The following is a 20,889-nucleotide window of genomic DNA, read 5'->3' on the forward strand; positions in this document are numbered from 1 at the left end:
ATTCCCTCAAAGGCTGGTTCAAGAGCGGCGCCCCAGGCGTCTGGATGAGCGGCGGCGCGGTGGCCATGGCAGTGATCATGACCGTTGGCCTGCTGGCGGTGATTGCCGTGCGCGGCCTGGGCCACTTCTGGCCGGCCGATCTTGTCCAGGCTACCTACAAGGTGCCGGGCCAGGCCGACCATGTCGTCATTGGCGAAGTGGTGCAAAAGGAAGAAGTACCCCGTGCCCGCCTGAAGGGCGCTGGCCTGCCAGTGCCTGACCAAGGCCCGGAGTTCATGACCCGTGAGCTGATCAAGGTGGGCAACCGCGACCTCAACGGCAGCGACTTCACCTGGGTGGTCGGCGACTGGCTGGTCGACGAAAGGCACCCGACCGACCTGGTCGCCCTGGAGCGCCGCGAGTGGGGCAACTTCTACGGCTACCTGGTCAGCGTCAAGGAAGAAGGCCGCGTGGTCGCCGAAGGCGCTGCGGCCTGGGCCGAGCTGCAGGCCCGCCTCAAGCGCGCCAACCAGCTCAACAGCGAACTGCAAAGCCTCGAAAAGAAAGACATCGGCGCCATCAACCATGGCCTCGAGCGCCTGCGTCTGCAGGCGCGCAAGCTGGAGCTGGACGGCAAGCTGGACGCCGCCGCCCAGGCCGATATGGACGCCGAGCGCGCCGAGCTGAACAGTCGCTACAAGGCCATCGAAGACCGCCTGACCGGTCTGCACCAGGCCTTCGCCCGCGACAGCCTGGTGGCCCGTGATGGCAACGGCCGTGAAGTGGAAATCAACCTCAGCAAGGTGGTGCACGCCATCCAGCCTAACGCCATGTCGGGGTTCACCAAGCTGGGCACCTACTTCACCAAGGTCTGGGAGTTCCTCAGCGATGACCCGCGTGAAGCCAACACCGAGGGCGGTATCTTCCCGGCCATCTTCGGTACCGTGATGATGACCCTGATCATGGCCGTGATCGTCACCCCGTTCGGTGTGCTGGCTGCCGTGTACCTGCGCGAATACGCCAGACAGGGCCCGGTGACCCGCTTGATCCGCATCGCGGTGAACAACCTGGCGGGTGTGCCGGCGATCGTCTACGGCGTGTTCGGCTTGGGCTTCTTCGTCTACGTGCTGGGTGGCTCGATCGACCGCCTGTTCTTCCCCGAAGCACTGCCGGCGCCAACCCTGGGTACCCCAGGCCTGTTGTGGGCATCGCTGACCCTGGCGCTGCTGGCCGTGCCGGTGGTGATCGTGGCCACCGAGGAAGGCCTGGCGCGTATCCCGCGCACCGTGCGCGAAGGCTCGCTGGCCCTGGGCGCTACCAAGGCCGAGACCCTGTGGAAGATCGTCCTGCCGATGGCCAGCCCGGCGATGATGACCGGCATGATCCTCGCTGTGGCCCGCGCCGCCGGTGAAGTGGCGCCGCTGATGCTGGTGGGTGTGGTAAAGCTGGCTCCATCCCTGCCGGTGGACGGGAACTACCCGTACCTGCACCTGGACCAGAAGATCATGCACCTGGGCTTCCATATCTATGACGTCGGCTTCCAGAGCCCCAACGTAGAAGCCGCGCGGCCGCTGGTATACGCCACGGCGTTGCTGCTGGTGCTGGTGATCGCGGCCCTCAACCTCTCGGCCGTGTGGATCCGTAACCACCTGCGCGAGAAGTACAAGGCCCTCGACAGCTGATCCTGATTGCAAGCGTGCCGCCCGTTAAACGGGCGGCCCTTAGAAACGAATTGTTAGCGTATGGAGTTGACCATGCAGCAAGAATCCCATACCCACGGCATCGACATGTCTGCCCTGGGCCGCGACAAGCAGAGCCTGCGCCTGGCCGAAGAAACCGTAGCCATCGAAGTACCGGGCCTGAGCCTGTTCTACGGTGACAAACAAGCGCTGTTCGATGTGCAGATGAACATTCCCAAGCAGCGCGTGACCGCCTTTATCGGCCCGTCCGGCTGCGGCAAGTCGACCCTGCTGCGCACCTTCAACCGCATGAACGATCTGGTTGATGGTTGCCGCGTGGAGGGCGCCATCAACCTGTATGGCAATAACATCTACCGCAAGGGCGAAGACGTGGCCGAGCTGCGCCGTCGTGTGGGCATGGTGTTCCAGAAGCCCAACCCGTTCCCAAAGACCATCTACGAAAACGTGGTCTACGGCCTGCGGATCCAGGGCATCAACAAGAAGCGCGTGCTGGACGAAGCGGTCGAATGGGCGCTGAAGGGCGCGGCACTGTGGGACGAGGTCAAGGACCGCCTGCACGATTCGGCACTGGGCCTGTCCGGTGGCCAGCAGCAGCGTCTGGTCATCGCCCGCACCATCGCCGTGGAGCCGGAAGTGCTGCTGCTCGACGAACCGTGCTCGGCACTGGACCCGATCTCGACCCTGAAAGTCGAGGAACTGATCTACGAATTGAAATCCAAGTACACCATCGTCATCGTGACCCACAACATGCAGCAGGCGGCCCGTGTTTCGGACTACACCGCGTTCATGTACATGGGCAAACTGGTCGAATTCGGGGATACCGACACCCTGTTCACCAACCCGGCGAAGAAACAGACCGAAGATTACATCACCGGTCGCTACGGCTAAGCCTGGCCAGCCAGGGCACGACACGAACTACTTGAAGCTTGCAGCTTCTTCGCGGAGCGAACGATGATCAACAAAGAAAGCCTTACGCATCACATTTCCCAGCAGTTCAACGCCGAGCTCGAAGAGGTGCGTAGCCACCTGCTGGCCATGGGCGGCCTGGTCGAAAAACAGGTCAACGACGCAGTCACTGCGCTGATCGAAGCCGACTCGGGCCTGGCCCAGCAAGTGCGCGAAGTAGACGAGCAGATCAACCAGATGGAGCGCAACATCGACGAGGAGTGCCTGCGCATCCTCGCCCGTCGTCAGCCGGCGGCCTCCGACCTGCGTCTGATCATCAGCATCTCCAAGTCGGTGATTGACCTGGAGCGCATCGGTGACGAGTCGACCAAGATCGCCCGCCGCGCCATCCAGCTGTGCGAGGAAGGCGAGTCACCGCGCGGCTATGTCGAGGTGCGCCACATCGGCGACCAGGTACGCAACATGGTCCGTGACGCGCTGGACGCCTTTGCCCGCTTCGACGCCGACCTGGCACTGTCGGTGGCCCAGTACGACAAGACCATCGACCGCGAATACAAGACCGCCCTGCGTGAGCTGGTGACCTACATGATGGAAGACCCGCGCTCGATCTCGCGAGTACTGAGCGTGATCTGGGTCCTGCGTTCGCTGGAGCGTATCGGCGACCATGCGCGCAATATCTCCGAGCTGGTGATCTATCTGGTGCGCGGCACCGACGTGCGTCACATGGGCCTCAAGCGCATGACGGCAGAAGTGCAAGGCACTGCTGTTTCCGACGGCGAAAACGCTAATGTTCCGGCTGAACCTGACGATAAGTAAGGTTGCTCCCGAGCATCGACGCCCGGCCTTGGCCGGGCGTTTTCGTTTGCGGTCGAGGAGCCGGCAGGCACCCGCGAACGATGTGAAGAAGTCCCGGCGTGACCAGGTTGTAGCAAGTGGCCATTATTCGGCGGTAGGCTAGTCGGGATTCAGAAGGAGTATCGATGAGTAAAGTGAATGTGCTGGTCGTGGATGACGCCCCGTTTATCCGTGATCTGGTCCGCAAATGCCTGCGCAATGCCTTCCCGGGCATGACCATCGACGACGCCGTCAACGGTCGCAAGGCAATGGCCATGCTGGGCAAGGAAGCGTTCGACCTGGTTCTGTGCGACTGGGAAATGCCGGAAATGTCCGGCCTGGAACTGCTCACCTGGTGCCGCCAGCAGCCTGAGTTGAAGAACCTGCAATTCATCATGGTGACCAGCCGTGGCGACAAGGAAAACGTCATCCAGGCGATTCAGGCGGGCGTTTCCGATTTTGTCGGCAAGCCATTCACCAACGAGCAATTGCTGACCAAGGTGAAAAAGGCCCTGACCAAGATCGGCAAGCTCGACAGCCTGATGTCCAGCGGCCCGGCACGGGTCAACTCGGCGTTCGCCAATGACTCGCTGAATGCGCTGACAGCCGGCAAGCCTGAAGCGGTGAAGGTCGCGGCGCCAGCTCCGGCATCTGCAACCGCACCCGCCAGGCCATTGGCCAATACCCCCCTGCCCGCCACTCCCGCGCCGACCGGCCGTGGCCAGGGCCAGTTGCGCCTGGCCGGCGGCATGCAGCCGTGCGTGATCAAGGCGCTGAGCCTGAAAGAGGCGCTGCTGGTGATGCGCCGTGGTGAAGCGCTGCCACAGGTGCTGGAAGGCGCGGTGCTGGACCTGGAGCAGGGCGAGAACGCCGAAGTTGCGCGCCTGAACGGCTACCTGCATGCCGTCGCGGCACTGGAACCCAAGCCCGACAGTGACTGGTTGCAACTGACCTTCAAGTTCGTCGACCAGGATGCCCAGAAGCTCGACTACCTGTCGCGGCTGATTGCCCGCGGGACGGCGCAGAAGCACTTTACCCCTGGTGCCTGATCCCAGTCTCACACCGCATTTTTTGTGGGAGCAGCCTTGTGCTGCGAATGGGCTGCGGAGCAGCCCCCAGGCATGAATGCCGCCGCAAGCATTGCCGGGGCTGCTTTGCAGCCCATTCGCAGCACAAGGCTGCTCCTACAAAAAACTGCGCATCCCAGGGCCATCCGACCAACTGTCATACCCGCCGCAAAACCCCCTGCTAGGCTTCGACAGATCGTAACTGTCAAAAAGCCACTATCATGCCCGCCCGCCTGCTGCTGTTCTGTGCATTGCTCATGGCCTCGGCGTCGAGCCTGGGCATGACCATTTACGAGATCACCGATGATGGCCGTGTGACCTCCTATTCCGACCGGCCCGGCCCCGGTGCCAAAACCTTTGTGCGGCGCGTACCTATGGTCGAGGTGCCCGAAGGCCAGGTTCTGCTGAACGCGATAACCTTCAACGGCGGCGTGAGCTTTTCGGCCCGCAACCAGCTACACGTGCCAGTGGAGGTGGAGTTGCGCCTGGACAACCTGGTGAACGCACAAGGTGGCAATGCCCCGCGTACCGTGCGCCGCGTACTGCCGCCGCGCACCACGCAAATGCTCAGCGTGCTCAGGGGGCGCCCCGGGATGCTGCTGAACTACCGCTCGACCCTGCTACAGGCCATGGGCGACCCGGGCAAGCGGCCCCAGGGCTTCCGCTATGCATTCCCCTGGATTGGCGGGCCGTTCCGCGTGACCCAGGGCCCCAATGGCCGGGTCAGTCATTTTGGGCCCAAGGGGCGTTACGCCATGGACATCGCCATGCCCGAAGGCACTACCATCATCGCGGCGCGGGAAGGGGTGGTGGTGAAGACGGAGAACAGCCAGAGCGGGCGCGGCCCCAACCCCTCGGGCAATTTCGTCAGGATCCTGCACCCGGACGGCACCATGGGTGTGTACCTGCACCTGATGCGCGGTTCGGTGGTGGTGGCAGAGGGGCAACGGGTGCGGCAGGGGCAGATGCTGGCCAAGTCGGGCAATACCGGCAACAGCACCGGGCCGCACCTGCATTTCGTGGTACAGCGCAATGTGGGGTTGGCGCTGGAATCGATACCTTATCGGTTCGACAGGCCGATCGGAGGGTTGCCTGACTTCACTGCGGGTAACCCTTGAGATTTTTGGGGCTGCTTTGCAGCCCCTGGCCCTCAATCCAGCTTGAGCACCTTGGCCAGCACGATCTTCGGCCCTTTCATCTTCTTGATGATGATGCGCAGCCCTTCGACCTCCAGCACTTCCTCTTCTTCAGGCACGCGCTTGAGCGTCTCGTAGACCAGACCTGCGAGGGTTTCCGCCTCGATATGGTCAAGGTCGACGCCCAGCAGGCGCTCGACCTTGAACAGCGGCGTGTCGCCACGCACCAGCAGCTTGCCCGGCTGGTAGGCGAGGATGCCGCGCTCGGTCTTGCGGTGCTCGTCCTGGATATCGCCCACTAGCACTTCCAGCACGTCTTCCATGGTCAGGTAGCCAATCACCTTGCCATCGGCTTCCTCCACCAGCACGAAGTGCGCGCCGCCCTTGCGGAACTGCTCCAGCAACTGCGCCAGCGGCATGTGCCGCGACACACGCTCCAGCGGCCTGGCCAGGTCGTCGAGGTCGATGGTTTCGGGCAGGTGCTCGAGTTCGGCCAGTTCCAGCAGCAGGTCCTTGATATGCAGCAGGCCGGTGAACTCCTCACGCTCGGCGTCGTACACCGGGTAGCGGCTGAACTTGTGGCGGCGTACCAGCGCCAGTATCTGCTTCAACGGCGCATGGGCGTCGATGCTGACCATGTCCTCGCGCGAGTTGGCCCAGTCGACCACCTCCAGCTCGCCCATTTCCACGGCAGAGGCCAGCACGCGCATGCCCTGGTCGCTCGGGTCCTGGCCACGGCTGGAGTGCAGGATCAGCTTGAGTTCTTCACGGCTGTAGTGGTGCTCGTGATGCGGGCCGGGCTCGCCCTGGCCAGCAATGCGCAGGATGGTGTTGGCGCTGGCATTGAGCAGGTAGATGGCCGGGTACATCACCCAGTAGAACAGGTACAGCGGCACGGCGGTCCACAGCGACAGCAGTTCTGGCTTGCGGATGGCCCAGGACTTGGGCGCCAGCTCACCGACCACGATGTGCAGGTACGAAATGACGAAGAAGGCGACGAAGAACGAGATCGCTTTGATCAGCTCGGGCGTGTCCACGCCAAGGTATGCCAGCAGCGGCTCGAGCAGGTGGGCGAACGCCGGTTCACCGACCCAGCCCAGGCCCAGCGAGGCGAGGGTGATCCCCAGCTGGCAGGCCGACAGGTAGGCGTCGAGCTGGTTGTGTACTTTGCGCAGGATGCTGCCACGCCAGCCATGCAACTCGGCGATGGACTCGACGCGGGTAGCGCGCAGCTTGACCATGGCGAACTCGGCGGCAACGAAGAAGCCGTTGAGCAGCACCAGGAGCAAGGCAAAGATGATCATGCCGAAATCGGCGAATAACGAGGTGAGGCTGATACCAGGGGAAGGGTCCATGATGGAGTTTTTACGGGGTCCGTCTTCGAGATAGAGAGAAAAAAAGTGCCAGCTCTTGCTGGCACAGGGGGTCCAATGTAGCGGCTGGTGCCGTAAAAGCAAAGGGCGATGGATTTTTTGGGGGCGCTTTGCGCCCCATCGCGACACAAGGCCGCTCCTACAGGAGACCACGATCCCGTGTAGGAGCGGCCTTATGTCGCGATGGGCTGCAAAGCAGCCCCCGAGGCCCTCAAGCCTTGCCGTTGGCCAATTGTGCCGGCGCGAAGTGACAGGTAAAGGTACTGCCATGCCCCGGCACGCTGCTGATCTCCAGTTTGCCGCGGTGGCGCATCAGCACATGCTTGACGATCGCCAGCCCCAGCCCGGTGCCCCCGGTATTCGACGCACGGCTGGAGTCGACCCGGTAGAAGCGCTCGGTCAGACGTGGCAGGTGCTTGGCATCGATGCCCACCCCCGAGTCCTGCACCGACAGGTGTGCGCCCTGGGCATCGGCCCACCAGCGAATCCGGATGCTGCCTTCGTCCTGGGTGTACTTGACCGCGTTGAACACCAGGTTGGAAAAGGCACTGCGCAGCTCTGACTCGCTGCCCTTCAACTGCACACCGGGCGCGGCTTCAAGGGTGATGCGCTGTTTGCGGGGCCCGGACAGAGCCTGGGCGTCGTTCTTGATCGCGCAGAGCAAGGCATCGACCGCCACCGGGTGGTTGTCCGACGGATAGTCGGTGGCCTCAAGCTTGGCCAGCAGCAACAGGTCGTTGAGCAGTGTCTGCATGCGTGAGCCTTGCTGGCTCATCTGTTGCAGGGCTCGGCTCCAGCGCGGGTTCACGTCCTCGACGTTGTCCAGCAGGGTTTCCAGGTAGCCGGTGATGACCGTCAGCGGCGTGCGCAGCTCGTGGGACACGTTGGCGACGAAGTCCTTGCGCATCTGCTCCAGCTGGTGGATGCGGGTAACGTCGCGCACCAGCATCAGGTGCTCGTTGTTGCCGTAGCGGGTGATGTGCAACTGCACGCGCATGCGGTCGTTGATCGGCGAAGGGATTTCCAGCGGCTCGAGGTAGTTTCCTGCCTCGAAGTACTCCTTGAAGCGCGGGTGGCGCACCAGGTTGGTCACCTGCTGGCCGCCGTCCTGTGGGGTCTTGAAGCCCAGCAGGGTCTCGGCGGCGCGGTTCCACCATTCCAGGTTGCCATCGCTGTCGAGCATGATCACTGCGTCTCGCAGTGCGGCAGTAGACTCCTGCACCCTGTCGATCACCGCCTGCAGGCGGCCGCGTACACGCTGGTCGCGGCGTTGCAAGTGGTAGATGCTGTCGAACACCTCGCCCCACAGCCCGTAGCCATCGGGCGGTGCTTCGTCGGGTTGGTGGTTGCGCAGCCAGTCATGCAGGCGCAGCAGTTGCTTGAGGGTCCAGCCCAGGTAGAGCGCCAGGCCGATGGCCAGGCTCCAGCCATAGTAGCCACTGAGCAGCCCACCGATCAGGCAGACGGTAATCAGCAGTAGCAGGTGGCGAATCAGGGTCGCGTGCCAGTTCTGGTTCAATTGACGGTCCTTGTACAACGACGTGCAGCTTGGCGCCTTTCAGCTCGATCAGCTCTTGGTCGAGAAGCGGTAGCCGGTGCCCCGGACGGTTTGTACCAGATTTTCGTAGGCTTCACCCAGCGCCTTGCGCAGGCGGCGGATGTGTACGTCGACGGTGCGTTCCTCGACATAGACGTTACCGCCCCATACCTGGTCCAGCAGTTGGCCACGGGTGTAGGCGCGCTCCTGGTGGGTCATGAAGAACTGCAGCAGGCGGTATTCGGTAGGGCCCATCTCGGCTGGCTTGCCGTCGATGGTCACGCGGTGGCTGATCGGGTCGAGCAGCAGGCCACCGACTTCGATCGGTGCCTCGCTGTCGCTCGGGCCGGTGCGGCGCAGCACGGCTTTCAGGCGGGCGACCAGCTCGCGTGGTGAGAACGGCTTGGTGATGTAGTCGTCGGCACCCACTTCCAGGCCTTGGATCTTGTTGTCCTCTTCACCCTTGGCGGTGAGCATGATGATCGGGATGTCGCCGGTCAGCTCGTCGCGCTTGAGGCGGCGGGCCAACTCGATGCCGGAGGTGCCCGGCAGCATCCAGTCGAGCAGTATCAGGTCCGGTTTGCGGTCGACGATGATCGCGTGGGCCTGTTGGGAATTTTCCGCTTCCAGGCAGTCATAGCCGGCCATTTCCAGGGCAACGGCGATCATCTCGCGAATTGGTGCTTCGTCGTCGACGATCAGAATGTTCCTGCCAACCATGCTCAAAACCTCTCCTGGATACGGTGTCTTGGCCCGCATTAGATAACGGAATTATTGCAGCTGTGTGACAGGGTGTTGGCCGTTCTGGCGACATTCCGTGACTGAACTAGGCTTGAAAGGGCCGTGGTTGCGGCAACTTGAACCCAATCCCCCCGAAACAATGGTGAATCCAATGACACGACAAACGCTGAGCTGGATGGCCCTTTTCACTGCGCTGGCGCTCCCGGGGGTGGCCTTGGCCGACCATGCGATGGAGAAGGGCGGCATGTTGGTCGATCATGCCGGCATGACCCTGTACACCTTCGACAAGGATGCGGGCGGCAAGTCGATGTGCAATGGCGAATGCGCCAAAAACTGGCCGCCGCTGATGGTCAAGGCCAATGACGAACCGGCCAAGGACAAGTGGACAGTAGTGATGCGCGATGATGGCAGCAAGCAGTGGGCCTATGACGGCAAGCCGCTGTACACCTTCATCAAGGACAAAAAGGCCGGCGACATGACCGGTGACGGCATGAAGGACGTCTGGCACGTTGCCAAGCCTTGAGATTGCCGGGGCCGCTTTGCGGCCCATCGCGACACAAGGCCGCTCCTACAGGAATGCGCGATACCCTGTAGGAGCGGCCTTGTGTCGCGATGGGCTGCAAGGCCCCAGAATATTCAGCGCAGTGCGTAATCCAGCACCACCCCGACGAACACCAGCATCCCCGCCCAGTGATTGTGCAGAAACGCCTTGAAGCACGACTCCCGGTCCAGCTTGCGCGTCGACCAGTACTCCCAGGCAAAGCACGCCGCCGCGCCCAGCAGCCCCAGGTGGAACCAGCCACCCAGCTCGAAGCGGCTGCCGGCCAGCAACAGGCAGCCCAGCGACAGCAGCTGCAAGGTCAGGATGATGGTGCGGTCGGCATCGCCGAACAGGATGGCGGTCGACTTCACGCCAATCTTCAGGTCGTCATCACGGTCGACCATGGCGTAGTAGGTGTCGTAGCCCACCGTCCACAGCAGGTTGGCGATATACAGCAGCCAGGCGCTGGCCGGCAGCTCGCCACCCGCTGCGGTGAAGGCCATGGGAATGCCCCAGGAATACGCCGCCCCCAGCACCACCTGCGGGTAATAGGTGTAGCGCTTCATGAACGGGTAGCAGAACGCCAGAGCTACCGCACCGAACGACAGCCACACCGTGCGGCTGTTGGTGCACAGCACCAGCAGGAAGCTCACTCCGACCAGGATGGCGAACAGCGCCAATGCTTCGCGCGGGCGGACCCGGCCGCTGGCCAGGGGGCGGTCGGCGGTGCGTTTGACGTGGCCGTCCACCTTGCGGTCGGCAAAGTCGTTGATGCAGCAACCTGCGGCGCGCATCAACACCACACCGAGGCCAAAGATCAGCACGTTGGCCAGGGTTGGTGAACCGTTGCCAGCAATCCACACCGCCGACAAGGTCGGCCACAGCAGCAGGTAGATACCAATTGGCCGGTCCATGCGGCTGAGCTGGACAAAGTCCCAGGCCCGTGGGTGCAGGCGGTTGAGAGACTTCAGCAGTTGCAGGTACATCAGCGGTTTTCCTCCTTGGCCGCTTGCCACAATGCCGGCAGAAACACCTCTGCCACCAGCAGGTCCAGGCCGCCACGTTCGAAGCGCGACCGGCGGCCCCACAGCGCAGTATGGGCGGCCTCGCTCGGCAGCCAGGCCTGTGGATAACTGCACACCTCGATGGGGTGGCGGATGAATGCCTGGTCGCAGAACAGCAACTCGCCCAGCGAACGGCTGCCCAAGGTTTCAAGGTCCAGCCCGCCGCGCTCCAGGGCGCTGCGGCTGGCGACGCTGCGGGCGAACACCCAGGGTTGGCCATGGCCGCGCAGGTATACCTCGCGCACCCAGCCTTCGGCACCGGCTGCGATGCCCAGTGCCTGGCATTCGTCATCGCGCAGCGGTTGCCAGCCCTCGAACAGCGGGGTAACGGAGAAGTGGTCGTTGGACAGGCGGGTCAGGCGGCGGGTCAGCGAGCCCTCGTCGAACAGCCAGTCAAGGGTGGGCTGGTCGATGTCGGTCGCCAGCCGTGAATACGGCAGCCACGCGACAGCGGCTGCTTGCGGGGATTCGTACGACACGTCGGTCTGCTTGTTACAACCAGAGAGGCGGCGAGCTTAGCATGATTGCCCGGACTGCTTGCATACTGCGGACAGGGCCGCTACAAAGCCCCACGAATTGCGCGCATGCTTCGTCGCGGGTAAACCCGTTCCCACAGGCTACGCGGTCGCTGTAGGAGCGGGTTCACCCGCGAAGAGGCCATCAGCAGCAGCACAAAGCTCCAGCTTGAACCGAGGAAAAAGACCTGATGAAGAAGTGGCAATGTATTGTCTGTGGCCTGATCTACGACGAAGCCGAAGGCTGGCCCGACGACGGCATCGCCCCCGGCACACGCTGGGAAGACGTGCCTGAAGACTGGCTGTGCCCCGACTGCGGCGTGGGCAAGAGCGACTTTGAAATGATCTCCATCGGCTAATCGAGGAAAGCACGACATGACGTCCCCTGTGGTAATCATCGGTACCGGCCTTGCGGGCTACAACCTGGCCCGTGAATTTCGCAAGCTCGATGCGCAGACGCCGCTGCTGCTGATCACCGCCGATGACGGTCGTTCCTACTCCAAGCCCATGTTGTCCACCGGCTTTGCCAAGCAGAAGGACGCCGACGGCCTGTGCATGGCCGAGCCGGGCGCCATGGCCGAGCAACTGAATGCCGAGATTCGCACCCATACCCGTATCAGTGGCATCGATTCGGGCCACAAGCGCTTGTGGATAGGTGAAGAGGCAGTGGAATACCGCGATCTGGTGCTGGCCTGGGGTGCGCAGACGGTGCAGGTGCCGATCGAAGGTGATGGCGGCGATCGGGTGTTCCCGATCAACGATCTGGAAGACTACGCGCGCTTCCGTGCCGCCGCCGTCGGCAAACAGCGTGTGCTGATCCTCGGTGCCGGCCTGATCGGCTGCGAATTCGCCAACGACATGAGCCTGGGCGGCTTCCAGGTCGATGTGGTAGCGCCGTGCGAGCAAGTCATGCCGACCCTGCTGCACCCGGCTGCTGCCACTGCCGTGCAGGCCGGGCTGGAAGGCCTGGGCGTGCGTTTTCACCTCGGTCCGGTACTGACCCGCCTGCAGCAGGTGGCGCAGGGCCTGGAGGCGCACTTGTCCGACGGCAGCGTGATCACCTGTGACCTGGTGGTTTCGGCCATCGGCCTGCGCCCGCGCACCGACCTGGCTGCCGCTGCTGGCCTGCAGACCAACCGCGGCGTTTGCGTGGACCGCCAGTTGCGCACGTCCCACGCCAATATCTTTGCCCTTGGCGACTGTGCCGAAGTCGATGGCATCAACCTGCTTTATGTGATGCCGCTGATGAGCTGTGCCCGGGCCCTGGCGCAAACCCTGGCCGGCAAGCCGACAACGGTCGCCTACGGGCCGATGCCGATCACCGTGAAAACCCCGGCCTGCCCGCTGGTGGTCTCGCCGCCGCCCCAGGGCCACGAAGGCACCTGGCAGGTAGAGGGGCAGGGCAGTGACCTCAAGGTGCTCTGCCTTGATGCAGAGGGCAAGCTGCTGGGCTATGCCCTCACCGGGGCGGCCGTGATGGAAAAGCTGGCCCTGAATCGCCAGCTGCCGGCCGTGATGGCGTAAATAGCTGGCGTTCTGTCGGATTTATCCTGTTGTTGCTTGCACAATGGCCGCCCAGATACTGGCGCGGCCCCTGTGCACGTGCCATCCTCACTTCCGTCTGCCGCAGATTAGAGCCTGCGGTGCCTTGAGCGCTGCTCCCAGGGCAGCACGGCATAACAACAAGAATTCCGTCAAAGAGGCTTCACTATGCGCAAACCAGAACTCGCCGCCGTCATCGCCGAAAAGGCCGATCTGACCAAGGAAAAGGCCAATCAGGTTTTGAACGCGATTCTCGACAGCATCACGGGTGCCCTGGACAAGGACACCGTGACCCTGGTCGGTTTCGGCACCTTCGAAAAACGTCATCGCGGTGCGCGTACCGGCAAGAACCCGCAAACCGGTGAACCGGTCAAGATCAAGGCCAGCAATACCGTGGCTTTCAAGCCAGGCAAGAACCTGCGCGACAGCGTCAACGCCCCCGTCAAGCCGGCCAAGAAAGGCAAGTGATCGCTCCCTGACAACTCCAGTGTCAGCCAAGCGGGCGCCCCAGGGCGCCCGTTGTGCTTTCTGAAGGCAAAAGGTTTCGAACTTGCATAAATAGTTCTGGAAAAGGATAGACTGCGCGCCTTAGTCACTTTTAATTCGAGGCGCGTTGATGAAGTTCCGCTTTCTTCTCTGGGCCATGGGGCTGTTGATGGCCAGGGCCAGCCGCAACAACCCGGCGTTCCAGCAGCAGCTCAAGGGCAAGGACCTGGTGTTCCAGATGCAGACCCTGGACGGCAAGGTCGCCCGGCACTTCATAGTCAACAACGAACGCGTCAGCAGCAAAGGCGGTGCGCACCCGCAGCCAGCGTTCGCCATTGCCTTCAAGGACGCCGCCTATGGCTTCACCACCATGCAGGCAGGTAACAAGCAGTTGGCGTTCATGCAGGGGATTCAGGACAAGCACATCCAGATCAAGGGCAACCCGGCGCTGGTGATGTGGTTCCAGGGGTTGATGAAGTACCTGAAGCCGAAGAAGAAGGCCTGAAATTGAAGGGGCTGCTTTGCAGCCCAATCGCCGGCAAGCCAGCTCCCACAGGGATAGCACTGCCCTCAGGCCTGTGTCGAACCTGTGGGAGCCGGCTTGCCGGCGATTGGGCCGCAAAGCGGCCCCTTTTGATATCAGTGCGGTGCGTGGAACTGCGAAGCCAGCTCACGCAGCAGGCTCTCTGCCTCGAGCACCTTGTTCACCACATCCTCGGCCTTGTCCCGGGTAATCCCCAGCCGTTCCAGCAGCTCGTCAGGAATCTCCTGCTGTGGCCCAGAGCCAATCCCCCGCGAGCGCAGCAGGCGGGTAGCCAGGCACACCAGGTTGGGGAACGCCGAAAACTCGCCTTCATAGGCCGGGTCGTGCTGGAAGCGCAGTGCGGCGGACAGTTCTTCCGGCATGTCCCACAGCTTCATCAACCAGGCACCGATCTGCTCGCGGCTGATGCCCAGCAGGTGTTGTTCCACATAGGTGTGGCACAGGTGCGGGTTGACCTCCAGGTGGCGGCAGATCAGTGAGAAGTGCGGCGGGAACACGTGCGCCAACAGCAAATAGCCAAAGTTGTGCAGCAGCCCGGCCAGGTAGGTCAGGCCGGCCTCGGGGCGCTCGGCCCGTGGCATGGCGCGGGTCAGGCCTTCGATGATCGCGGCGGTGTAGATCGACTGCTGCCAGTACGGCGTGGCCTGCTGGGGGTGGTCTTTCGGCAGGCTCAGGGTCTTGCCCAGCGCCAGGCCCAGGGCCAGGTTGATCACCAGGTCGAAGCCCAGCACACGCACGATGGCGTCTTCCACCGAGCGGATCTTGCCAGGGGAGGCGTAGTAGGGCGATGCCGCCCAACTTACCACCTGTGCCGCCAGCGCCGGGTCGGTTTCGACCACGCCGGTGATATCGTCGATGCTGGCGTTGGGGTCTACACGTAGCTTGATGATCTTTTGCGCGGTGTCGGCCAGCGGCGGGATTTCGATGGTTTCTTCCAGGCGCTTCTGGATGCGCCGGGCAGTGAAGGCCTGGACGGCGTTGGTGATTTCCCGGGTGTCATCATCGGGGCGGTCGAGGTTGGGGTTGATTGCCTCGACTTCCTGACCAAAGCTGCTGGCGCTGGCCTTGGCCAGCATCCGCTTGAAGTGTGCGCGTTCGATTTCCAGCAGCAGGCCGGCTTCGCCAGACTGGATAAATACGGTTTCGGCGTCGAGCAGGCTCTTTTCGTACTGGCACGGCGAGCTGGTCAGCGCCGGGATGCCCGGCAGGGCCTTGAGCTGGTGCTTGTCCAGCATCTGCTTCAGGCGAGGCACCGACACCGCAGTGAGCTTGCGACCGGTCAGTTCGGCCAGGCGGTTGAGGTCCAGCAGCTGGCTCTGCGGGAATAGCACCATCAGGGCGCCGACCTCGTCGTCGAGCAGCACGGCCTGTACCCGCGACGCTGCCGGCAGGTGCGGATGTTCGACCACCTCGCGGTAGGCCACGCCGAGTTTGTCGAGCAGCAGCCGGATGACCGAGGGAGCGTGTGGGGTTGCGGTGTCCAGGGCAACTTCAGTCATGGTCCGTATCCACTGATTCCTTTAAACGCGAAGTATAACCAGCCTCTGGGCAAATCTGGATCCATTATGGGACCAGCGTCACACTTGGCCATATTGCTGGCCATGACGCAGCCAGCGATCGAGCAGCGGGCTGACGTGCTCCGGCCAGCGTGCGATCAGGGCCTGGGCGGCGTCGCGCACGGCCGGCAGCAGGTCGGCGTCACGCATCAGGTCGGCGACCTTGAACTGCAACAGGCCTGTCTGGCGGGTGCCGAGCATCTCGCCCGGGCCACGCAGCTCCAGGTCCTTTTCGGCGATGATGAAGCCGTCGTTGGTTTCCCGCATGATCCCTAGCCGCTCGCGGCCGATCTGCGACAGTGGCGGGTGGTACAGCAGCACGCAATGGCTGACGGCGCTGCCCCGGCCAACCCGGCCACGCAACTGGTGCAACTGTGCCAGGCCCAGGCGCTCTGGGTTCTCGATGATCATCAGGCTGGCGTTGGGCACATCCACGCCCACCTCGATGACCGTGGTGGCGACCAGCAACTGCAGGTTGCCGGCCTTGAACTCAGCCATGATCTCAGCCTTTTCCGCCGGCTTCATGCGCCCGTGGATCAGCCCCACCCGCAGCTCGCCCAAGGCGCTGCCCAGCTCCTCGTAGGTGCTTTCGGCGGCCTGGCAGGTAAGCTCTTCGGATTCTTCGATCAGTGTGCACACCCAGTAGGCCTGGCGCCCTTCGGCGCAGGCGGCGCGCACCCGCTCGACCACTTCGAAGCGGCGGCTATCGGCCACCAGCACGGTGTTCACCGGGGTGCGTCCGGGTGGCAGTTCGTCGAGCACCGAGGTGTCCAGGTCGGCGTAGGCGCTCATGGCCAAGGTGCGCGGAATGGGTGTGGCGGTCATGATCAGCTGGTGCGGGCACAATTCCCCGGCCACGCCCTTCTTGCGCAGGGCCAGGCGTTGCTGCACGCCAAAACGGTGCTGTTCATCGATGATCGCCAGGGCCAGGTGCTTGAACTTCACCTCTTCCTGGAACAGCGCATGGGTGCCGACCACCATTGGCGCGCCATTGGCGATCTGCTCCAGGGCGGCTGCCCGGGCTTTGCCCTTTAGCTTGCCGGCCAGCCACGCGACTTCGATGCCCAGCGGTTCGAGCCAGCGCTTGAAGGTGATGTAGTGCTGTTCGGCGAGGATCTCGGTGGGTGCCATCAGGGCCACCTGGTAGCCGGCTTCCAGGGCCTGCAGCGCGGCCAGGGCGGCGACCACGGTCTTGCCGGCACCCACATCGCCCTGCACCAGGCGCATCATCGGCTCTTGCTGGCTGAGGTCGTAAGCAATTTCGTTGGCCACCCGCTGCTGTGCGCCGGTCGGCTGGAAACCCAAGTTGGCCAGGTACTGTGCCTGCAGGCGCTGGGCTTTGGGCAGCACTGGCGCGCGCAGGCTGCGCAGGCTTTCACGCAGGCGTTGCTGCGACAACTGGTGGGTCAGCAGCTCTTCGAAGGCCAGGCGGTGCTGGGCCCAGTGCTGGCCTTCGGCAAGCTCGTCGAGGTCGGCATCGGCCGGCGGGTTGTGCAGGTAGCGGATGGCATCGTCCAGCGGCGCCAGTTGGTAGTCCCGGGCCAGTTCGTCGGGCAGCCAGTCCGGCAGACTGCGCGGGCCCAGCAGGCCCAGGCTCTGCTGACACAGCAGCCGCAGGCGTTGCTGGGTAAGGCCTTCGGTGGACGGATAGATCGGCGTCAGGGTCTGCTCGACCGGTGGCGGCGGTTCGTCGCCGTTCAGCGCCCGGTATTCCGGGTGGTAGATTTCCAGGCCCGAAGCGCCGGGGCGTGCTTCGCCGTAGCAGCGCAGGTGGGTGCCACGCTTGAGGCCTTCCTTCTGCGCGTTGCTGAAGTGGTAGAAGCGCAGGCTCAGCACACCGCTGCCGTCACCCAGGCGCACCACCAGGCTGCGGCGCTTGCCCATGGTCACGTCGGCGCCGCTGACCACGCCCTCGATCACCGCGTCCTGGCCAGGGCGCAGTTGACCGATCGGCACCACGCGGGTGCGGTCCTGGTAGCGCAGGGGCAGGTGGAACAGCACGTCCTGCAGGTTCTCCAGGCCGACCTTGGCGAGCTTCTCCGCCATGGCCTCGCCAACCCCCTTGAGTACCGTCACCGGGACCTTCGACAGCTCACTCATGACTCAGGCCGGTTGTTCCGCAGGGGCTTTGGCGACCGAGCACAGGCGGATCGAGTCGGCGAGGATCTCGATGGCCTTCGGCCGCGGGAAGCTGGCGCGCCAGGCGATGGCTACGGTGCGGAATGGTGCCGGTGCGGTCAGTGGGCGAACCTCGATGACACCGGGGGCGTAGTGGTGGCTGTGCACCGCCGACAGCGGCAGGATCGACACGCCAAGGCCCGAGGCCACCATGTGACGGATGGTTTCCAGCGAGCTGGACTCCACCGTGGTGTGCTTGGAGCCTTCACCGCCCTTGTTCAGCGTTGGACAGGCCTCCAGTACCTGGTCACGGAAGCAGTGGCCTTCACCGAGCAGCAACAGGCTCTTGTCGTTGAGCATGGCGGTGTCGATGGTCTTTTTCGCTGTCCACGGGTGGTCAGCCGGCATCAGGGCGCAGAACGGCTCATCGTACAGTGGCAGGGTCAGCACGTCGGCTTCGTTGAACGGCAGGGCGATGATCACCGCGTCCAGTTCGCCGTTGCGCAGCTTTTCGCGCAGTACGTGGGTGAAGTTCTCTTCGATGTAAAGCGGCATCTGCGGTGCCACGCGGTGCAGCTGCGGAATCAGGTGCGGGAACAGATACGGGCCGACGGTGTAGATGGCACCGACCTTGAGTGGCGCAGTCAGCTGGTTCTTGCCGGCCTGGGCCAGCTCGCGAATGCCCTGGGCCTGCTCCAGTACCTTTTGCGCCTGGGCGACGATGCTTTCGCCGACCGGGGTCAGGCGGACCGCGCTCTTGCTGCGCTCGAAGATCAGCACGCCAAGCTCATCCTCGAGCTTCTTCACACCGACCGACAGGGTCGGCTGGCTCACGTGACAGCGTTCGGCGGCATGGCCGAAATGCTGTTCCTGGGCGAGTGTGACAATGTAGCGTAATTCTGTGAGGGTCATAACGTGCGTCCATGAAGTTGCGAGCCCAGCATAGCGGCTGCAATCGATAGACGCACGTTATCAGACTTGCCGATTTGTGACAGAAACAAAAGTCTCAGCGGCGGTCCAGCGAGTAGACGAACGGGGCCACGACTTCGATCGTGCCATTGTTCAACAACTCGGGTGGCGGCTTGGGTACCGTGCCGGCCCGACGGATCATTTCCAGGGTCGCCCGGTCCAGGGCGGCACTACCCGAACCTCCGGCCATGGAGTACGACACCACCTTGCCTTCGGCGTCGACCACGAAACGTAAGCGGTTTATGCCCTGCAGCCCGCGACGGCGCGCGTCTTCCGGGTAACGCTTGTACTTGGCCAGGTGACGCAGCAGGTCGCTCTGCCAGGTCGGCAGGGCTTTGCTGTTGGACGCAATGCTCGGTGCCGGTGCCGCGGACTTCTGCGGTGGCGTGTTGCTGGGCGGTGCGTCTACCGTTTGTTCGGTCGGCGGTGCTTCCTTCGGCGGCTCAGGCTTTTTCTCGGGCTTGGGCGGCTGTGGCTTGGCCTTTGGCTTGGGCGGCTTGGGAATGGCGATCTTGGGCTTGGGTGCCTCGGCCAGCTTCGGCAGCGGCGGTTCCTCGACCGGTGCCGGTGGCTGCGGCGCCGCTTTCGGGGGCGGTGGTGGCGCAGGCTCCGGCAACGGCGCCAGCTCGACCATCATGGCTGCCGGTGGCAGTTCGATGGCCTGGGGCACCGACCAGTTGAGCGTCAGCAGCACGGCGACCACGTGCACGCCCAGCACGATCGCCAGGCTGCCACCGTAGCGCGCCATGTTCGAGCGCGTTCTTGTCATTTCTTGGCTGCCGTCTCTAGACCTACCAGACCGACTTTCAGGTAGCCGGCCGCGCGCATGTTGTTCATCACTTCCATCAGGTCACCGTAATCCACGCCTTTGTCAGCCTGGAAGAAGATGGTGGTTTCCTTGTCGCCCTTGGTCTTGGCGTCGAGCATCGGGCCAAGCTGGTCGGGGGCAGGGACCTGATCATCACCGACGTACAGCTTCTGGTCGGCCTTGACGCTGACGAACACCGGTTTCTCGGGCCTCGGCGCCGGCTTGGCGGTCGAGGCCGGCAGGTCGACCTTGATGTCGACCGTGGCCAAGGGGGCTGCGACCATGAAGATGATCAGCAGCACCAGCATTACGTCGATGAACGGCGTAACGTTGATTTCGTGGTTTTCGGCGAGATCGTCGCCACCTTCGTTGAGATGCAGGCCCATGGCTTACCCCACTTTCACCATGTGCGGGGCAACACGCTCGCTGCCCTGGTGGTCCAGATCACGGCTGACCAGCAGCAGCACCTGGGCGGAGGCGTCGGACACCTGGGCCTTGTAGCCGGCGATGGAGCGGGCGAAGACGTTGTAGATGACCACGGCCGGAATTGCGGCGACCAGACCCAGGGCGGTGGCCAACAGGGCTTCGGCGATACCTGGGGCAACCACGGCCAGGTTGGTGGTCTGGGTCTTGGCGATGCCGATGAAGCTGTTCATGATGCCCCATACGGTACCGAACAGGCCGACGAATGGCGCAGTGGAGCCGATGGTGGCGAGTACGCCGGTGCCGCTGCTCATGGTGCGACCGCTGGCGTGTACCAGGCGCTCCAGGCGGAAGCTGACGCGCTCCTTGATGCCCTCTTTTTCGCGGGCGTTGGCCGACAGGCGCATCTCTTCGAGTGCGTCGTGGACCAGGGTGTGGGCCAGGGTGCCTTCCTTGTTGGAAACGTCGCTGGCTTCCTTGAGGCTGGCGGATTTCTTCAGCAGGGCGATTTCACCACGCAGGCGACGCTTGGCGCCCATCAGCTCGAAGCCTTTGGCAATCCAGATGGTCCAGGTGATGATGGAGGCGATGGCAAGGCCGATCATCACCGCCTTCACCACCACGTCGGCGTTCTTGTACATGCCCCAAGGGGACAGGTCGTGGGCCATGCCCAGCGAGGTGTCTTCAACCAGAGCCTCGACGCTCGGGTCTGCAGCGACCGGGGCATCAACCGGGTTGGCGGCAACTGCACCGCCGGCCGGTGCTGCGGCTGGAGCAACTGCCGGAGCAGCCGGTGCGGTAGCGGCAGCAGGCGCGGCAGCATTGGCGGTTGGCTCATCGGCCATGGCCACTGGGGCCAGCACCAGGCTGAGTGTCAGCGCGGCGATGGCGCGCCAGGCGCGCAACGGGGTTGGCGAAGCGGAAGGTTGAGTACGTGTCATGCTGGCCGGACCTGATGAAGAATGAAGTTAACGTTCTCCAAGGCCTCGAGGTAGGCCGAGAACAATTTGGCGGCCATTATTGCAAGTAATTCTTGTTAACAAAAGTAAT

At 63.4% G+C, this 20,889-nt stretch carries 21 protein-coding genes; 10 read left to right on the forward strand and 11 right to left on the reverse strand.

What is annotated here, in order from left to right; genetic code table 11:
* The first annotated feature begins 44 nt into the window (after positions 1-44).
* The 5 genes from pstA to CAG18_RS18030 all read left to right on the forward strand — a co-directional run bounded on the left by pstA (position 45) and on the right by CAG18_RS18030 (position 5,604).
* Entirely contained in the window at positions 45-1,661 is a 1,617-nt protein-coding gene (gene pstA, locus CAG18_RS18010) for a phosphate ABC transporter permease PstA (protein ID WP_170977512.1), read from the forward strand.
* 72 nt (positions 1,662-1,733) lie between these two features.
* On the forward strand, positions 1,734-2,567 hold the full coding sequence (gene pstB, locus CAG18_RS18015; protein ID WP_003258171.1) for a phosphate ABC transporter ATP-binding protein PstB: 834 nt from the start codon (positions 1,734-1,736) through the stop codon (positions 2,565-2,567).
* 63 nt (positions 2,568-2,630) lie between these two features.
* Entirely contained in the window at positions 2,631-3,401 is a 771-nt protein-coding gene (gene phoU, locus CAG18_RS18020) for a phosphate signaling complex protein PhoU (protein ID WP_013974818.1), read from the forward strand.
* 164 nt (positions 3,402-3,565) lie between these two features.
* On the forward strand, positions 3,566-4,468 hold the full coding sequence (locus tag CAG18_RS18025) for a response regulator (protein WP_085721312.1): 903 nt from the start codon (positions 3,566-3,568) through the stop codon (positions 4,466-4,468).
* A 239-nt stretch (positions 4,469-4,707) separates the two neighbouring features.
* Positions 4,708-5,604, forward strand: a complete 897-nt coding sequence (locus tag CAG18_RS18030; protein WP_013974816.1) for a M23 family metallopeptidase — start codon at positions 4,708-4,710, stop codon at positions 5,602-5,604.
* A 32-nt stretch (positions 5,605-5,636) separates the two neighbouring features.
* Here the strand turns inward: CAG18_RS18030 and CAG18_RS18035 are convergent, their stop codons facing one another.
* The 3 genes from CAG18_RS18035 to phoB form a co-directional block, all read right to left on the reverse strand.
* Entirely contained in the window at positions 5,637-6,977 is a 1,341-nt protein-coding gene (locus CAG18_RS18035) for a hemolysin family protein (protein ID WP_013974815.1), read from the reverse strand.
* Positions 6,978-7,206: 229 nt separating this feature from the next.
* On the reverse strand, positions 7,207-8,514 hold the full coding sequence (phoR, locus tag CAG18_RS18040; protein WP_015272347.1) for a phosphate regulon sensor histidine kinase PhoR: 1,308 nt from the start codon (positions 8,512-8,514) through the stop codon (positions 7,207-7,209).
* A gap of 48 nt (positions 8,515-8,562) precedes the next feature.
* Positions 8,563-9,252, reverse strand: coding sequence for a phosphate regulon transcriptional regulator PhoB (gene phoB / locus CAG18_RS18045; RefSeq protein ID WP_003253341.1), 690 nt, complete (start codon positions 9,250-9,252; stop codon positions 8,563-8,565).
* A 172-nt stretch (positions 9,253-9,424) separates the two neighbouring features.
* Between phoB and CAG18_RS18050 the strand changes: the two genes are divergently transcribed.
* The gene (locus CAG18_RS18050) at positions 9,425-9,796 is read left to right on the forward strand and encodes a hypothetical protein (protein ID WP_024087921.1); all 372 of its coding nucleotides are present in this window, start codon (positions 9,425-9,427) and stop codon (positions 9,794-9,796) included.
* Positions 9,797-9,909: 113 nt separating this feature from the next.
* Here CAG18_RS18050 and ubiA read toward each other — a convergent pair whose 3' ends face one another.
* Entirely contained in the window at positions 9,910-10,800 is an 891-nt protein-coding gene (ubiA, locus tag CAG18_RS18055; protein WP_085721313.1) for a 4-hydroxybenzoate octaprenyltransferase, read from the reverse strand.
* Positions 10,800-11,357 (reverse strand): chorismate lyase, encoded by a 558-nt coding sequence (locus CAG18_RS18060; RefSeq protein WP_015272344.1) that lies wholly within the window; start codon positions 11,355-11,357, stop codon positions 10,800-10,802. Before CAG18_RS18060 ends, ubiA begins: the two co-directional genes overlap by 1 nt.
* Positions 11,358-11,584: 227 nt before the next feature.
* Between CAG18_RS18060 and CAG18_RS18065 the strand changes: the two genes are divergently transcribed.
* From CAG18_RS18065 to CAG18_RS18080, 4 genes are all read left to right on the forward strand, one after another.
* Positions 11,585-11,752, forward strand: coding sequence for a rubredoxin (locus CAG18_RS18065; RefSeq protein ID WP_003253349.1), 168 nt, complete (start codon positions 11,585-11,587; stop codon positions 11,750-11,752).
* Positions 11,753-11,768: 16 nt separating this feature from the next.
* Positions 11,769-12,917 carry an NAD(P)/FAD-dependent oxidoreductase gene (locus CAG18_RS18070; RefSeq protein ID WP_085721314.1) on the forward strand — a complete coding sequence of 383 codons (1,149 nt, stop codon included), beginning with the start codon at positions 11,769-11,771 and terminating at the stop codon, positions 12,915-12,917.
* A gap of 186 nt (positions 12,918-13,103) precedes the next feature.
* Positions 13,104-13,403, forward strand: a complete 300-nt coding sequence (locus tag CAG18_RS18075) for an HU family DNA-binding protein (RefSeq protein WP_013974808.1) — start codon at positions 13,104-13,106, stop codon at positions 13,401-13,403.
* A gap of 148 nt (positions 13,404-13,551) precedes the next feature.
* A complete protein-coding gene (locus CAG18_RS18080) occupies positions 13,552-13,926 on the forward strand; it encodes a hypothetical protein (protein WP_015272342.1) in 375 nt (124 codons plus the stop codon).
* A gap of 134 nt (positions 13,927-14,060) precedes the next feature.
* On the opposite strand, the gene CAG18_RS18085 is transcribed toward CAG18_RS18080, so the two are convergent.
* From CAG18_RS18085 to exbB, 6 genes are all read right to left on the reverse strand, one after another.
* Positions 14,061-15,464, reverse strand: a complete 1,404-nt coding sequence (locus tag CAG18_RS18085) for an aminoacyl-tRNA deacylase and HDOD domain-containing protein (RefSeq protein WP_015272341.1) — start codon at positions 15,462-15,464, stop codon at positions 14,061-14,063.
* 78 nt (positions 15,465-15,542) lie between these two features.
* Positions 15,543-17,621 (reverse strand): ATP-dependent DNA helicase RecG, encoded by a 2,079-nt coding sequence (recG, locus tag CAG18_RS18090; protein WP_015272340.1) that lies wholly within the window; start codon positions 17,619-17,621, stop codon positions 15,543-15,545.
* A gap of 3 nt (positions 17,622-17,624) precedes the next feature.
* Positions 17,625-18,551, reverse strand: a complete 927-nt coding sequence (locus tag CAG18_RS18095) for a hydrogen peroxide-inducible genes activator (RefSeq protein ID WP_013974805.1) — start codon at positions 18,549-18,551, stop codon at positions 17,625-17,627.
* Between the two features lie 94 nt (positions 18,552-18,645).
* Positions 18,646-19,377: an energy transducer TonB gene (locus CAG18_RS18100; RefSeq protein ID WP_015272339.1), complete on the reverse strand. Its 732-nt coding sequence runs from the start codon at positions 19,375-19,377 to the stop codon at positions 18,646-18,648.
* A complete protein-coding gene (gene exbD, locus CAG18_RS18105; RefSeq protein WP_013974803.1) occupies positions 19,374-19,802 on the reverse strand; it encodes a TonB system transport protein ExbD in 429 nt (142 codons plus the stop codon). Before exbD ends, CAG18_RS18100 begins: the two co-directional genes overlap by 4 nt.
* Before the next feature lie 3 nt (positions 19,803-19,805).
* Positions 19,806-20,780 (reverse strand): tonB-system energizer ExbB, encoded by a 975-nt coding sequence (gene exbB / locus CAG18_RS18110; RefSeq protein ID WP_085721315.1) that lies wholly within the window; start codon positions 20,778-20,780, stop codon positions 19,806-19,808.
* Between the last annotated feature and the right edge of the window lie 109 nt (positions 20,781-20,889).

Origin of the sequence: Pseudomonas sp. B22(2017) (assembly GCF_002113105.1) — a bacterium.
GTDB lineage: Bacteria > Pseudomonadota > Gammaproteobacteria > Pseudomonadales > Pseudomonadaceae > Aquipseudomonas > Aquipseudomonas asiatica.

Excerpts from the sequence above, each read along its gene's own strand:
- pstA (WP_170977512.1), top strand. The coding sequence starts at position 45 with ATGAGCGGCGGCGCGGTGGCCATGGCAGTGATCATGACCGTTGGCCTG.
- pstB (WP_003258171.1), top strand. The coding sequence starts at position 1,734 with ATGCAGCAAGAATCCCATACCCACGGCATCGACATGTCTGCCCTGGGC.
- phoU (WP_013974818.1), top strand. The coding sequence starts at position 2,631 with ATGATCAACAAAGAAAGCCTTACGCATCACATTTCCCAGCAGTTCAAC.
- CAG18_RS18025 (WP_085721312.1), top strand. The coding sequence starts at position 3,566 with ATGAGTAAAGTGAATGTGCTGGTCGTGGATGACGCCCCGTTTATCCGT.
- CAG18_RS18030 (WP_013974816.1), top strand. The coding sequence starts at position 4,708 with ATGCCCGCCCGCCTGCTGCTGTTCTGTGCATTGCTCATGGCCTCGGCG.
- CAG18_RS18035 (WP_013974815.1), bottom strand. The coding sequence starts at position 6,977 with ATGGACCCTTCCCCTGGTATCAGCCTCACCTCGTTATTCGCCGATTTC.
- phoB (WP_003253341.1), bottom strand. The coding sequence starts at position 9,252 with ATGGTTGGCAGGAACATTCTGATCGTCGACGACGAAGCACCAATTCGC.
- CAG18_RS18050 (WP_024087921.1), top strand. The coding sequence starts at position 9,425 with ATGACACGACAAACGCTGAGCTGGATGGCCCTTTTCACTGCGCTGGCG.
- ubiA (WP_085721313.1), bottom strand. The coding sequence starts at position 10,800 with ATGTACCTGCAACTGCTGAAGTCTCTCAACCGCCTGCACCCACGGGCC.
- CAG18_RS18065 (WP_003253349.1), top strand. The coding sequence starts at position 11,585 with ATGAAGAAGTGGCAATGTATTGTCTGTGGCCTGATCTACGACGAAGCC.
- CAG18_RS18070 (WP_085721314.1), top strand. The coding sequence starts at position 11,769 with ATGACGTCCCCTGTGGTAATCATCGGTACCGGCCTTGCGGGCTACAAC.
- CAG18_RS18075 (WP_013974808.1), top strand. The coding sequence starts at position 13,104 with ATGCGCAAACCAGAACTCGCCGCCGTCATCGCCGAAAAGGCCGATCTG.
- CAG18_RS18080 (WP_015272342.1), top strand. The coding sequence starts at position 13,552 with ATGAAGTTCCGCTTTCTTCTCTGGGCCATGGGGCTGTTGATGGCCAGG.
- CAG18_RS18085 (WP_015272341.1), bottom strand. The coding sequence starts at position 15,464 with ATGACTGAAGTTGCCCTGGACACCGCAACCCCACACGCTCCCTCGGTC.
- recG (WP_015272340.1), bottom strand. The coding sequence starts at position 17,621 with ATGAGTGAGCTGTCGAAGGTCCCGGTGACGGTACTCAAGGGGGTTGGC.
- CAG18_RS18095 (WP_013974805.1), bottom strand. The coding sequence starts at position 18,551 with ATGACCCTCACAGAATTACGCTACATTGTCACACTCGCCCAGGAACAG.
- CAG18_RS18100 (WP_015272339.1), bottom strand. The coding sequence starts at position 19,377 with ATGACAAGAACGCGCTCGAACATGGCGCGCTACGGTGGCAGCCTGGCG.
- exbD (WP_013974803.1), bottom strand. The coding sequence starts at position 19,802 with ATGGGCCTGCATCTCAACGAAGGTGGCGACGATCTCGCCGAAAACCAC.
- exbB (WP_085721315.1), bottom strand. The coding sequence starts at position 20,780 with ATGACACGTACTCAACCTTCCGCTTCGCCAACCCCGTTGCGCGCCTGG.